Below are 13,711 nucleotides of genomic sequence, written 5' to 3' on the forward strand. Positions count from 1 at the left end.
TCACGGCCAAGGGCCCCGCACTTTCGGTGCGGGGCCCTTGGTGCGTCTTATTCCGGGTCGCTGATGTCGGCGACGGTGGCCCCGAGGGCGCCGACCAGCGCATCGGCGTCCACGAAGGCGGCCCAGCCGTGCTCGCCGGCTCCCAGCGAAATCCGCCGGCCGGGGATGCTCGCATCCACGTAGACCGGCCACGCGGTGGTGCTGCCGAGCGGGGTGATGGTGCCGCGCCGGTACCCGGTCGCCTCGAAGGCCACCTCGGCCGGCGGCAGCGAGAGCCGGTTGACCCCGAGCAGGGCCCGCAGTTTCGGCCAGGAAATCTGCCGGCCGCCGGGGACCAGGGCGAACAGGAACGAGCCGTCCTTGTGCCGGACCACCAGCGACTTGACGAGGTCCTCCGGGTGCAGCCCGAGCAGCGCGGCCGCTTCGGCCAGGCTGCGCGCGGCGGGGCGTTCGACGACGTCGACGGCCAGGCCCCGCGCGCGGGCATCGGCCAGGAAACGCTCCCGGCCCGGCGGCGGGACCTGGTGTGTGCTCATCTGCTTCGCCTCCATGAGGGTGGGCGCGGGGGCTTGCAAGAGAACGGCCAGGGGTCCCCGGGCGCCAAGCGTGCGGGGCAGCCGCTGAACGCTCAGTCGCGGTAGAGCAGCAGGGCCTCGCCCTGGCCGCCGCCGCCGCACAGGGCCACCGCCGCCTTGCCGGCGCCGCGGCGCCGGAGTTCGTAGGCCGCATGCAGGGCCAGCCGGGCCCCGGAGGCCCCGATCGGATGGCCCAGGGCAATCGCCCCGCCGTGGATGTTGCACTTGTCCAGCGGATAGTCCAGGTCCTTCAGCGACTGGACGGCCACGGCGCCGAAGGCCTCGTTTATTTCGATGAAGTCCAGCTCCGCTACCGTCCAGCCGGCGCGCTTGAGCGCCTGGCTGATGGCATTGGAGGGCTGGGACTGCAGGGAGGTATCCGGCCCGGCGACCTGTCCGGGCTTGCCGACGACGGCGAGCCAGGGCAGCCCGTTGTCTTCGGCGAAGCCTCGGGTGGCCAGGACCAGGGCCGCGGCCCCGTCGGACAGCGGCGAGGAATTGCCGGCGGTGATGGTCCCGTCCTGGGCGAACGCCGGCCGCAGCGGCGCGAGGGTGTCCACGGTGGTCTGCGGCCGGATGCCTTCGTCGGCGTCCACCTGCAGGTCCGGCCCCTTGCGTACCGGGACCGCCACCGGGACGATTTCCTCGGCCAGGATGCCGGCGGCCTGGGCGGCTGCGGCCCGCCGGTGGGAGGCCGCCGCCACCTCGTCCTGGGCGGCGCGGCCGATGTTCAGCTCGGTATTGCGCCGTTCGGTGGAGGCGCCCATGGATTCATGGTCGAAGGCGTCGGTCAGCCCATCGTGCGCGACGGAGTCCAGCGCGGTGATGTTCCCGTAGGTCCAGCCCTGCCGCGAGCCGGGCAGCAGGTGCGGGCAGTTGGTCATGGACTCCTGCCCGCCGGCGATCACGACCTCGGCCTCGCCGGAGCGGATCAGCCGGGCTGCGTCCGTGACGGCGGCCAGGCCGGAGAGGCAGACCTTGTTGATGGTCACCGTGGGCACATCCCAGCCCAGGCCCGCGCCGATGGCGCTCTGCCGGGCCGGGTTCTGGCCGGCACCCGCCTGGACCACATGCCCCATGATGACGGCATCGACCTGGCCCGGGCCGACACCGGCGCGTTCAAGGGCGGCGGCGATCGCCTTGGCGCCCAGCTGGACGGCGGAGAAGGCAGCCAGCTGCCCGTTCAGCCGCCCGTAAGGGGTGCGGGCCCCGCCAAGGATCACGACGTCGTCGCGGTGGGCCCCGTCCGTCCGGTCCTGACGGGTGCCGGGGACCGGAGCCAGGTTCTCTGTCATCTGGATCCTGCTCGCTTTCGTCTGTGCGTTGGTGCTGGCCGGGGAGGAAGTGCTCCGCCTACAGGCTACAGGTGCCGGTGTGTCCGGATTCACATCGATGCATAACGCCGGAGGGCCGCGAAATGATCCCGCCGCGGCTGTCCCGGAGCCGTGACGCGCCGTCCGGGGCGTGTCCGCCGGGCCGTGTAGGATGGGGATGTCTCCGGGCAGGCCGGCGGGGGAGACGGGCCGGCGGGGCGGATCCGGGAAAAAATCCGGGACAAAAAGTCTTGCCGGATCGGGGCGCAGGCGCTATTGTGCCCACTACTGGACAATATTGGTGGGACGGGATAGTCTTGTTATTTGCGTCTTCCCTCTTAACCTTCGGCCTTCATATAGCGGTGGGCTTTGCCACGCCTTCCTGTATTTAACAGGATTTGCGGCGTGGGCTGGATCATATAGCGGATCCACCAGGTTGTGCAGGTGCCCGGTATTGCCGGGGCACCAGCGGTGCGGAAGCGCAGGACAAGCCTGAAGGTCTGTGGAAGGATCCCTCTTGGTCGCCTCGAGCACCTCTAATACTGATACCGCTAACAGCCTGCTTGACGCGTCGTCCAACGACGGCGCCTCCCGCAGGCTCTCATTCGCCAAGATTCACGAGCCGCTGGACGTTCCGAATCTTCTCGCCCTTCAGACCGACAGCTTCGACTGGCTGGTGGGGAACGAACGCTGGAAGGCACGCGTCGCCAAGGCGCTGGAGGAGGGCCGCCAGGGCGTGGCCACCACCTCCGGCCTCGCGGACATCTTCGAAGAGATCTCCCCGATCGAGGACTTCCAGGGCACCATGTCCCTGAGTTTCTCCGATCCGGAATTCGCGGATCCCAAGTACACGATGGCCGAGTGCAAGGACCGTGACGCCACCTACGCGGCTCCGCTGTATGTCAAGGCCGAGTTCATGAACAACAACACGGGCGAAATCAAGCAGCAGACCGTGTTCATGGGCGACTTCCCGCTGATGACCGAGAAGGGCACCTTCGTCATCAACGGCACCGAGCGCGTGGTCGTGTCCCAGCTGGTCCGCTCGCCGGGCGCCTACTTCGAGCGCACCGCCGACAAGACCAGCGACAAGGACATCTTCACCGCCAAGATCATCCCGTCCCGCGGCGCCTGGTTCGAGCTCGAGATCGACAAGCGCGACCAGGTCGGCGTGCGCCTGGACCGCAAGCGCAAGCAGTCGGTCACCGTGCTGCTCAAGGCCCTGGGCTGGACCGAGGGCCAGATCCTGGAGACCTTCGGCGAGTACGACTCGATCCGCGCCACCCTGGAGAAGGACACCACGGAGACCCAGGAGGACGCGCTCCTGGACATCTACCGCAAGCTGCGTCCGGGAGAGCCGCCGACGGTCGAGGCCGCGCAGGCGCTGCTGGACAACCTCTACTTCAACGCCAAGCGCTATGACCTGGCCAAGGTCGGCCGGTACAAGATCAACCGCAAGCTGGGCATCGACAAGTCCCTGGACGACGCCGACGCCTCGGTGCTGCACATCGACGACATCGTCGCGATGATCAAGTTCCTGGTCGCCCTGCATGCCGGGGAGAAGTCGATCAAGGGCGTCCGCGACGGCGAGGAAGTGGACATCCGCGTCGAGATCGACGACATCGACCACTTCGGCAACCGCCGCATCCGCGCCGTCGGCGAGCTGATCGAGAACCAGGTCCGTACCGGCCTGTCCCGCATGGAGCGCGTGGTCCGCGAGCGCATGACCACCCAGGACGTCGAGGCGATCACGCCGCAGACCCTGATCAACATCCGCCCGGTGGTGGCAGCGATCAAGGAATTCTTCGGAACCTCCCAGCTGTCCCAGTTCATGGACCAGAACAATCCGCTGGCCGGGCTGACCCACAAGCGCCGGCTCTCCGCGCTCGGCCCGGGCGGCCTCTCCCGCGACCGCGCCGGCATGGAAGTCCGTGACGTGCACCCGTCGCACTACGGCCGCATGTGCCCGATCGAGACTCCTGAAGGCCCGAACATCGGCCTGATCGGCTCGCTGGCTTCCTACGGCCGGATCAACGCCTTCGGCTTCATCGAGACCCCCTACCGCAAGGTGGTCGGCGGGCAGGTGACCGAGCAGGTCGACTACCTGACCGCAGACGACGAGATCGACGTCGTGATTGCCCAGGCCAACGCCCCGCTGACCGAGGACAACCACTTCGCCGAGGACCTGGTGCTCGTCCGCGAGCGCGGCGGCGGCGGCGAGCCGGTGCTGATCCCGGCCGAGGACGTGGACTACATGGACGTGTCCCCGCGCCAGATGGTGTCGGTGGCCACCGCCCTGATTCCGTTCCTCGAGCACGACGACGCCAACCGCGCGCTCATGGGTGCGAACATGCAGCGCCAGGCCGTGCCGCTGCTGCGCTCGGAGGCTCCGCTGGTCGGTACCGGCATGGAGCGCTACGCCGCGATCGACGCCGGCGACTCCGTGGTGGCCGCCAAGGCCGGCGTGGTCTCCGAGGTCTCGGCCGACCTGGTCACGACCCTGAACGACGACGGCACGGTCACGCACTACCCGATCATGAAGTTCGCCCGCTCCAACCAGGGCAACGCCTACAACCAGCGCGTGCTGGTGGCCGAGGGCCAGCGGCTCGAGGCCGGCAGCATCATCGCCGACGGCCCCTCCACCGACCATGGCGAGCTGGCCCTGGGCAAGAACCTGCTGGTCGCGTTCATGTCCTGGGAAGGCCACAACTACGAGGATGCGATCATCCTCTCCCAGCGTGTGGTCTCCGACGACCTGCTGACCTCCATCCATATCGAGGAGCACGAGGTCGACGCCCGCGACACCAAGCTCGGTGCCGAGGAAATCACCCGCGACATCCCGAACGTGTCCGAGGAAGTGCTCTCCCAGCTGGACGAGCGCGGCATCATCCACATCGGTGCCGAGGTCGAGGCAGGCGACATCCTGGTCGGCCGCGTGACCCCGAAGGGTGAAACCGAGCTGACCCCGGAGGAGCGCCTGCTGCGCGCCATCTTCGGCGAGAAGTCCCGCGAAGTGCGCGACACCTCCCTGAAGGTGCCGCACGGCGAGTCCGGCACGGTCATCGGCGTGCGCATCTTCGACCGCGACAACGACGACGAGCTGCCCCCGGGCGTAAACCAGCTGGTCCGCGTCTACGTGGCCCAGAAGCGCAAGATCACCGACGGCGACAAGCTCGCCGGCCGCCACGGCAACAAGGGCGTCATCTCCAAGATCCTGCCGGTCGAGGACATGCCCTTCCTCGAGGACGGCACCCCGGTGGACATCGTGCTGAACCCGCTGGGTGTCCCGGGCCGCATGAACGTCGGCCAGGTGCTGGAGATCCACCTCGGCTGGGCCGCGAAGCAGGGCTGGAACATCGAGGGCGAGCCGGAGTGGGTCAAGAACCTGCCGAACCTGCCGCGCTCCACCGGCCCGACCACCGTGGCCACCCCGGTGTTCGACGGCGCCAGCGAGCACGAGATCAGCGGCCTGCTGGATGCGACCAACCCGACCCGTGACGGCGAGCGCCTGATCGGTTCCTCCGGCAAGGCCCGGCTGTTCGACGGCCGCTCGGGCGAGCCGTTCCCGGACCCGGTCTCCGTGGGCTACATGTACATCCTGAAGCTGCACCACCTGGTCGACGACAAGATCCACGCCCGCTCGACCGGACCGTACTCGATGATCACCCAGCAGCCGCTGGGCGGTAAGGCGCAGTTCGGCGGCCAGCGCTTCGGTGAAATGGAAGTGTGGGCCCTGGAGGCCTACGGTGCCGCGTACACCCTGCAGGAACTGCTGACCATCAAGTCCGACGACATCCACGGCCGCGTGAAGGTCTACGAGGCGATCGTCAAGGGCGAGAACATTCCGGAGCCGGGCGTTCCGGAGTCCTTCAAGGTCTTGATCAAGGAAATGCAGTCGCTGTGCCTGAACGTGGAAGTGCTCTCCACCGACGGCACCACGATCGAGATGCGTGACTCGGATGATGAAGTCTTCCGGGCCGCGGAAGAGCTGGGCATCGACCTTTCCCGGGCCGAGCCGAGTTCTGTCGAAGAGGTCTAACCGGCTGGCTGTCAGGCCTGGCGGTGAGTCAGGAGGTCCGATGCCTGGAGGAGGGCGGCTTTAATACTCCAAGCGAGCTCTGCGAGCGCGGAGTTTCGTTGCCGCCGTTCCAGGCATCGGACCGGACCCCCGCCGGCCCCAGCCATCCGCTGACGTACCTATTCCCGTAACCCGACACAGACATTCAGACTTAGAGACAAGAGAGAACAGGGACCATATGTCCAGCGAATCCTCCTTCGGCCTCATGCGAATCGGCCTCGCCACCGCGGAAGAAATCCGCGACTGGTCGTACGGTGAGGTCAAGAAGCCGGAAACCATCAACTACCGCACGCTCAAGCCGGAGAAGGACGGGCTCTTCTGCGAGAAGATTTTCGGCCCGTCCCGTGACTGGGAATGCTACTGCGGCAAGTACAAGCGCGTGCGCTTCAAGGGCATCATCTGCGAGCGCTGCGGCGTGGAGGTCACCCGCGCCAAGGTCCGCCGCGAGCGCATGGGCCACATCGAGCTGGCCGCCCCGGTCACGCACATCTGGTACTTCAAGGGCGTGCCGTCCCGCCTGGGCTACCTGCTGGACCTGGCGCCGAAGGACCTGGAGAAGGTCATCTACTTCGCCGCGTACATGATCACCAGCGTGGATGAGCAGCGCCGCCACGAGGAGCTGCCGAACCTGCAGGCCCAGCACGACCTGGAGAAGAAGCAGCTGGCGGACCAGCGCGACGCCGACATCGCCGCCGTCGCCCGCGACCTCGAGAACGAGCTGGCCCGGCTCGAAGGCGAAGGCGCCAAGGCCGCCGACAAGAAGAAGGCCCGCGACTCCGCGGACCGCCAGATGGCCACCATCCGCAAGCGCGCCGACGCGGACCTGGACCGCCTCGAGCAGGTCTGGGACCGCTTCAAGAACCTCAAGGTCGCCGACCTGGAGGGCGACGAGGGCCTGTACCGCGAGCTGCGCGACCGCTACGGCCTGTTCTTCGAAGGCTCCATGGGTGCCGAGGCGATCAAGAAGCGCCTGGAGAGCTTTGACCTCGAGGCCGAGGCCGACGCGCTGCGCGACGTGATCAAGAACGGCAAGGGCCAGCGCAAGACCCGCGCCCTGAAGCGGCTGAAGGTGGTCAACGCCTTCCTGACCACCACCAACTCGCCGCTGGGCATGGTGCTGGACGCCGTCCCGGTGATTCCGCCGGAACTGCGCCCGATGGTCCAGCTCGACGGTGGCCGCTTCGCCACGTCCGACCTGAACGACCTGTACCGCCGCGTGATCAACCGCAACAACCGGCTCAAGCGCCTGCTTGACCTCGGGGCGCCGGAGATCATCGTCAACAACGAAAAGCGCATGCTGCAGGAAGCTGTGGACTCGCTCTTCGACAACGGCCGCCGCGGCCGTCCGGTCACCGGCCCGGGCAACCGCCCGCTGAAGTCGCTGTCCGACATGCTCAAGGGCAAGCAGGGCCGCTTCCGCCAGAACCTGCTGGGCAAGCGCGTGGACTACTCCGGCCGTTCGGTGATCGTCGTCGGCCCGCAGCTGAAGCTGCACCAGTGCGGCCTGCCCAAGCAGATGGCGCTGGAGCTGTTCAAGCCGTTCGTGATGAAGCGCCTGGTGGACCTGAACCACGCGCAGAACATCAAGAGCGCCAAGCGCATGGTCGAACGCTACCGTCCGCAGGTGTGGGACGTGCTCGAAGAGATCATCACCGAGCACCCGGTGCTGCTCAACCGCGCACCAACCCTGCACCGCCTGGGCATCCAGGCGTTCGAGCCGCAGCTGGTCGAAGGCAAGGCGCTGCAGCTGCACCCGCTGGTCTGCGGTGCGTTCAACGCCGACTTCGACGGCGACCAGATGGCCGTGCACCTGCCGCTGAGCCCCGAGGCCCAGGCCGAGGCCCGCATCCTGATGCTGTCCTCGAACAACATCCTCAAGCCCTCGGACGGGCGCCCGGTGACCCTGCCCTCGCAGGACATGATCATTGGCCTGCACCACCTGACCACCAAGCGCGAAGGCGCCGAGGGCGAGGGCCGCGTGTTCTCCTCCCCGGCCGAGGCCATCATGGCCTTCGACGCCGGCGAGCTGCACCTGAACGCCGTGGTCAAGATCCGCGTGCCCGGGTTCGTCCCGAGCGCCGACCAGCCGGCCCCCGAGGGCTGGGAAGAGGGCCAGCCTGCGCTGATCGACACCTCCCTCGGGCAGGTGCTGTTCAACGAGACGCTGCCGGCGGACTACCCGTGGGTGGAGCGCGTGGCGGACAAGGGCCAGCTTTCGGCGATCGTCAACGACCTGGCCGAGCGCTACCCGAAGGTCGTCACGGCGGCCACGCTGGACAACCTCAAGGACGCCGGTTTCTACTGGGCGACCCGCTCCGGCGTGACCGTGGCCATCTCCGACATTGCCGCCCCGGCCGAGAAGCCCGCCATCATGGAGGTCTACGAAGCCCAGGCAGCCAAGGTCGAGTCCCAGTACGGCAAGGGCCTGATCGCCGACGAGGAGCGCCGCCAGGAACTGATCGACATCTGGAACAAGGCGACCAACGAGGTTGCCGACGCGATGCGCAAGAACCTGAGCCAGGGCAACACCATCAACCGCATGGTCTCCTCCGGGGCCCGCGGTAACTGGCTGCAGGTGCGGCAGATCGCCGGTATCCGCGGCCTGGTGGCGAACCCGAAGGGTGAAATCATCCCGCGTCCGATCAAGTCCTCCTACCGCGAGGGCCTGTCGGTGCTGGAGTACTTCATCGCCACCCACGGTGCCCGCAAGGGCCTGGCGGACACCGCGCTGCGTACCGCCAACTCGGGTTACCTGACCCGCCGTCTGGTGGACGTGTCCCAGGACGTCATCGTGCGCGAAGAGGACTGCGGCACCGAGCGCGGCCTGCTCACCCCGATCGCGGTGGTGGACGCCAACGGCGAACTGCACCTGCATGAGGACGTGGAGAACTCCGCCTACGCCCGTACGCTGGCCACCGACGTGGTGGACTCCGAGGGCAACGTGCTGGCCGCTGCCGGCTCCGATGTCGGCGATGTGCTGATCAACAAGCTGTTCGGCGCCGGCATCACCGACATCAAGGTGCGCTCCGTGCTCACCTGCGAGTCCGCCGTCGGAACCTGCGCTCTGTGCTACGGCCGCTCGCTGGCCACCGGCAAGCTGGTGGACATCGGCGAGGCCGTGGGCATCATCGCGGCGCAGTCCATCGGCGAGCCCGGTACCCAGCTGACCATGCGTACCTTCCACACCGGCGGTGTGGCCTCGGCCGAGGACATCACCCAGGGCCTGCCCCGTATCCAGGAGCTCTTCGAGGCGCGTACCCCCAAGGGCGTCGCCCCGCTGGCGGAGGTGGCCGGCCGGGTCAGCATCGAGGACGGCGAACGGCAGATGCGCGTCATCGTCACCCCGGACGACGGCTCCGAGGAGCTCGCCTACCCGGTGCTGCGCCGCGCCCGCCTGCTGGTCGAGGACGGCCAGCACGTGGAGGTCGGCCAGCAGCTGGTCACCGGTGCCAAGGACCCGAAGCAGGTGCTGCGCATCCTCGGCCCGCGCCAGGCACAGAAGTTCCTGGTGGACGAGGTGCAGGGCGTGTACCGCAGCCAGGGCGTGGGCATCCACGACAAGCACGTGGAGGTCATCGTCCGGCAGATGCTGCGGCGCGTCACCGTCATCGAATCCGGCGAGACCGACCTGCTGCCGGGCGAGCTGGCCGAGCGCAGCCGCTTCCAGGCGGAGAACCGCAAGGCGGTCTCCGAGGGCAAGCAGCCGGCGAACGGCCGCGACGAGCTGATGGGCATCACCAAGGCGTCCCTGGCCACCGAGTCCTGGCTGTCCGCGGCCTCCTTCCAGGAGACCACCCGCGTGCTGACCCAGGCGGCGATGGAGGGCAAGAGCGATCCGCTGCTCGGCCTGAAGGAGAACGTCATCATCGGTAAGCTCATCCCGGCCGGTACCGGCCTGGACCGCTACAACGCCGTGGCCGTCGAACCGACCGAGGAAGCGAAGGCCAACCTGTTCACCGGCCCGAGCGCCTTCAGCGACTTCGACTACCCGGGTGTTGACGGCGGCCTGTCGCCGGAGTTCCACGCCATCCCGCTGGATGACTACGACATCGGCAACGAGTACCGCTAGCGGGTGGGGCGTGCGCGCCCCACGCTGAAGCAAGGCGCCCCCTGCGACGGAAACGTCCGCAGGGGGCGCCTTGCGTTCCGGGCCGACGTGGCGGATCACGCCGCTTTCGGCCGCTCCGACGGGCGTCACCCGCCAAGTCGATGGGGGAGGAGCCGTATGCGAAGCTAGGTACATGGCCAACTCACCTTCCGGTGACTCCGTGCTGGACCGGCTGGTCCGCGTCCTGGGCGCCTTCGACGGCACCAGGAGCTCGCTCAGCATCGCCACCTTGGCCCGGCGCGCCGATGTCCCGCTGGCCACCGCCTACCGGCTGGCCGCCGACCTGGTCCGCCACGGGCTGCTGAGCAAGGACGAGGCCGGGATGGTGCGGCCCGGGCTGCGGCTGTGGGAACTGGCCAACCGCGCCTCCCCGGCAGTTGACCTGCGCCAGGCTGCCATCCCGTTCATGGAAGATGTCCAGTCGGTGGTCCGCCAGCACACCCAGCTGGCCGTGCTGCGCGACGACGAGGTGCTGGTGATCGAACGCCTGTCCAGCCGCGGCTCGGTGGTCAACCAGGCCCAGATCGCCGGCCGCATGCCGGTGCACCGCACCTCGCTGGGCATGGTGCTGCTGGCCTATTCGCCCAACCATGTGCAGGAATCCTACCTAACGCGCCATCCGGAGGCCGTGGCTTCGGTGGACGCGGTGTCCTTCGACTTCCGCCGCCATCTGGCACAGATCCGGCTGCGCGGCTACGCAGCCTTCGACGGGAGGGTAGACGCCGGCACCACCGGCATCGCCGTGCCGGTGCTGGACCTGCACGGCACTGCGCAGGCGGCCCTGGGCGTGGTCGTGCCCCTGGGCTTCGAGAACTCCCAGTCGGTGGTGCCCGCACTGATGACGGCCGCCCGGGGGATCGCCCGGACCCTGGGGCCGGCCCCCGCGTAGCAATTTCCATTCAATGAGAATGGCGGTGCGCCGCCGCTGCAGCTCCGGCCACACTGGATCGAAACGTGTCCCTCACCCCAGTGCAGCTAAGGAGACCCAGCCATGGGCGAACATGCGCAGATCATCAGGACCCAGGTGGGCATCGTGGGCGGCGGGCCGGCCGGCCTGATGCTCTCCCACCTGCTGGCCAAGTCCGGCATCGAGAACATCGTGGTCGAAAAGCGCGACCACGAGACCATTAAAAACACCCACCGCGCCGGCATCCTCGAGGCCGGCTCGGTCAGGATGCTCACCGACTCCGACGTCAACGGCCGCGTCCTGACCCACGGCATGGAGCACGAGGGCATCGACCTGCGCTTCAACGGCGTCTCGCACCGGCTGAACTTCACCGAGCTGGTCGGCGCCACCGTGACCCTGTATCCGCAGAACGAGGTCTTCGTGGACCTGGCCGCGGCCCGCGCCCGCGACGGCGGCGACGTGCGCTACAGCGTCTCGGACACCGAAATCCTGGACCTGACCACCGATACCCCGAAGATCCGCTTCACCGGCGCGGACGGCCAGGCCTTCGAGATCCACTGCGAGATCCTCGTGGGTGCCGACGGCTCGCAGGGCATCTGCAAGTGGGCCATCCCGGCCGAACACCGGACCGACAACTTCATCGAGTACCCCTTTGCCTGGTTCGGCATCCTCACCGAGGCCCCGAAGAGCTCGGACGAACTGATCTACGCCAACTCCCCGCACGGCTTCGCGCTGATCTCGCAGCGCAGCGACACGGTCCAGCGCATGTACTTCCAGGCCGACCCGGACGAGGACGCCTCGAAGTGGAGCGAGGAGCAGATCTGGGACGAGCTGCAGAAGCGCGTGGACGGCCCGGACGGCTTCCAGCTCAAGCGCGGGCCGATCTTCGAGCAGATGATCCTGAAGTTCCGCTCCTATGTGTGCGAGCCGATGCGCTACGGCAACCTCTTCCTGGCCGGCGACGCCGGGCATACCGTGCCGCCGACCGGGGCCAAGGGCCTGAACCTGGCCCTGGCCGACGTCAAGGTCCTCTTCGAGGCCATCGACTCCTACTACGCCACCAAGTCCAAGGACCTGCTGGACGGCTACAGCGAGAAGGCCCTGCGCCGCGTCTGGAAGGCGCAGAACTTCTCCTACTGGATGACCAACATGCTGCACACCCGCAAGGACGCGAACCCGTTCGAGGTCAAGCGCGCCCTGGGCGAACTGGACACCGTCGCCGGCTCGCGCTACGGGCAGCAGTACCTGGCCGAGTCCTACACCGGCTGGCCGCACAGCTAGCCGCCCGCCGCCCCGAAAGGAGAAAGACAATGCCAGCGAACACCGACGAATCCTTCGACGAGAGCCACGTCATCGAATCCGGCGCCCCGGTCACCGACTCGGACGCCGCGGCCGATACCCAGGACGTGATCAGCGAGCAGATCGCCGCCATCCACGAAGCCTACGCGAAGGCCAAGGCCGACGGTGCCGCGGAGGAAACCCAGCCGCGCATCGACTTCCCGCCCTACCGCAGCTCCATCCTGCGCCACCCCACCAAGGACCTGCACCACACGGACCCGGAGACCATCGAACTGTGGTCCCCGGCCTTCGGGCACCGCGACGTGCACCCCCTCGAGGCGGACCTGACCATCCAGCACAACGGCGAGCCCCTGGGCGAGCGCATTGTGGTTCAGGGCCGGATCCTCGACGGCGACGGCCGGCCGGTGCGCGGCCAGCTGGTGGAGATCTGGCAGGCCAACGCCGCCGGCCGCTACATCCACAAGCGCGACCAGCACCCGGCCCCGATCGACCCGAACTTCACGGGCGTGGGCCGCTGCATCACGGGCGATGACGGTTCCTACAGCTTCACCACCATCAAGCCGGCGCCGTACCCGTGGAAGAACCACCACAATGCCTGGCGCCCGGCCCACATCCACTTTTCGCTGTTCGGCACGGACTTCACCCAGCGCATGATCACCCAGATGTACTTCCCGGGCGATCCGCTGTTCGCGCTGGATCCGATCTACCAGTCCATCACCGACCAGAACGCCCGCGACCGGCTGGTGGCCACCTACGACCACAACCTCACCAGCCACGAATGGAACACCGGCTACCGCTGGGACATCGTGCTCTCGGGCAGCAACCGCACCTGGATGGAAAACGAGGAGGCAGAGTAATGACTGAGCCGGCAACCAAGCTTGTCCCCACGCCGGGCCAGACCATCGGCCCGTTCTACGGCTACGCCCTGCCCTACGAGAAGGACAGCCAGCTGGTGCACCGCGCCCACCCGGGCTCGATCCGGCTGCACGGCACGGTCTACGACGGCAACGGCGACCCGATCCCGGACTCCCTGCTGGAGATCTGGCAGGCGGACGAGGACGGCAGGATCGTCCAGGAGACCGGCTCGCTGGTCCGCGACGACCACACCTTCACCGGCTGGGGCCGGGCGGCCGTGGACAACGTCGGCCACTACACCTTCACCACGGTCAACCCGGGCGCCACCGAGGAGGGCAAGGCGCCGTTCATCGCGGTGGTGGTCTTCGCCCGCGGCCTGCTCAACCGGCTGTTCACCCGCATCTACCTGCCGGAGGACACCGCGGCCCTGGCCGGCGACCCGCTGCTGTCCTCGCTGCCCGAGGAGCGCCGCCGGACCCTGATTGCCGGGCGCGAGCCCAACGGGGACCTGCGCTTCGACATCCGGCTGCAGGGCGCGGACGAGACCGTCTTCCTGAGCTTTCCGGGAGCCTAACCACC

Annotated in this window: 8 protein-coding genes; 6 read left to right on the forward strand and 2 right to left on the reverse strand. The window is 68.0% G+C overall.

What is annotated here, in order from left to right; genetic code table 11:
- Window positions 1-47 precede the first annotated feature (47 nt).
- Both HGG74_RS03110 and HGG74_RS03115 read right to left on the reverse strand, forming a co-directional pair.
- Window positions 48-536, reverse strand: a complete 489-nt coding sequence (locus tag HGG74_RS03110; protein ID WP_168484880.1) for an aminoacyl-tRNA deacylase — start codon at window positions 534-536, stop codon at window positions 48-50.
- 92 nt (window positions 537-628) lie between these two features.
- The gene (locus HGG74_RS03115) at window positions 629-1,870 is read right to left on the reverse strand and encodes an acetyl-CoA C-acetyltransferase (protein ID WP_168484881.1); all 1,242 of its coding nucleotides are present in this window, start codon (window positions 1,868-1,870) and stop codon (window positions 629-631) included.
- A 535-nt stretch (window positions 1,871-2,405) separates the two neighbouring features.
- On the opposite strand from HGG74_RS03115, the gene rpoB reads away from it, so the two are divergent.
- From rpoB to pcaG, 6 genes are all read left to right on the forward strand, one after another.
- Window positions 2,406-5,924: a DNA-directed RNA polymerase subunit beta gene (gene rpoB, locus HGG74_RS03120; RefSeq protein WP_168484882.1), complete on the forward strand. Its 3,519-nt coding sequence runs from the start codon at window positions 2,406-2,408 to the stop codon at window positions 5,922-5,924.
- A gap of 217 nt (window positions 5,925-6,141) precedes the next feature.
- Complete coding sequence (locus tag HGG74_RS03125; protein WP_168484883.1) at window positions 6,142-10,032, forward strand: DNA-directed RNA polymerase subunit beta'; 3,891 nt, start codon at window positions 6,142-6,144, stop codon at window positions 10,030-10,032.
- 172 nt (window positions 10,033-10,204) lie between these two features.
- Window positions 10,205-10,960 carry an IclR family transcriptional regulator gene (locus HGG74_RS03130; protein ID WP_168484884.1) on the forward strand — a complete coding sequence of 252 codons (756 nt, stop codon included), beginning with the start codon at window positions 10,205-10,207 and terminating at the stop codon, window positions 10,958-10,960.
- Window positions 10,961-11,062: 102 nt separating this feature from the next.
- Window positions 11,063-12,259, forward strand: coding sequence for a 4-hydroxybenzoate 3-monooxygenase (locus HGG74_RS03135; RefSeq protein WP_168484885.1), 1,197 nt, complete (start codon window positions 11,063-11,065; stop codon window positions 12,257-12,259).
- A gap of 29 nt (window positions 12,260-12,288) precedes the next feature.
- A complete protein-coding gene (gene pcaH / locus HGG74_RS03140; RefSeq protein ID WP_168484886.1) occupies window positions 12,289-13,134 on the forward strand; it encodes a protocatechuate 3,4-dioxygenase subunit beta in 846 nt (281 codons plus the stop codon).
- Entirely contained in the window at window positions 13,134-13,706 is a 573-nt protein-coding gene (gene pcaG / locus HGG74_RS03145; protein ID WP_168484887.1) for a protocatechuate 3,4-dioxygenase subunit alpha, read from the forward strand. Before pcaH ends, pcaG begins: the two co-directional genes overlap by 1 nt.
- Window positions 13,707-13,711 lie beyond the last annotated feature (5 nt).

This window comes from Arthrobacter mobilis (assembly GCF_012395835.1).
Lineage (GTDB): Bacteria > Actinomycetota > Actinomycetes > Actinomycetales > Micrococcaceae > Crystallibacter > Crystallibacter mobilis.

What these genes read in the sequence shown, in the direction of transcription:
- HGG74_RS03110 (WP_168484880.1), bottom strand. Translation starts at nt 536, where the DNA reads ATGAGCACACACCAGGTCCCGCCGCCGGGCCGGGAGCGTTTCCTGGCC.
- HGG74_RS03115 (WP_168484881.1), bottom strand. Translation starts at nt 1,870, where the DNA reads ATGACAGAGAACCTGGCTCCGGTCCCCGGCACCCGTCAGGACCGGACG.
- HGG74_RS03125 (WP_168484883.1), top strand. Translation starts at nt 6,142, where the DNA reads ATGTCCAGCGAATCCTCCTTCGGCCTCATGCGAATCGGCCTCGCCACC.
- HGG74_RS03130 (WP_168484884.1), top strand. Translation starts at nt 10,205, where the DNA reads ATGGCCAACTCACCTTCCGGTGACTCCGTGCTGGACCGGCTGGTCCGC.
- HGG74_RS03135 (WP_168484885.1), top strand. Translation starts at nt 11,063, where the DNA reads ATGGGCGAACATGCGCAGATCATCAGGACCCAGGTGGGCATCGTGGGC.
- pcaH (WP_168484886.1), top strand. Translation starts at nt 12,289, where the DNA reads ATGCCAGCGAACACCGACGAATCCTTCGACGAGAGCCACGTCATCGAA.
- pcaG (WP_168484887.1), top strand. Translation starts at nt 13,134, where the DNA reads ATGACTGAGCCGGCAACCAAGCTTGTCCCCACGCCGGGCCAGACCATC.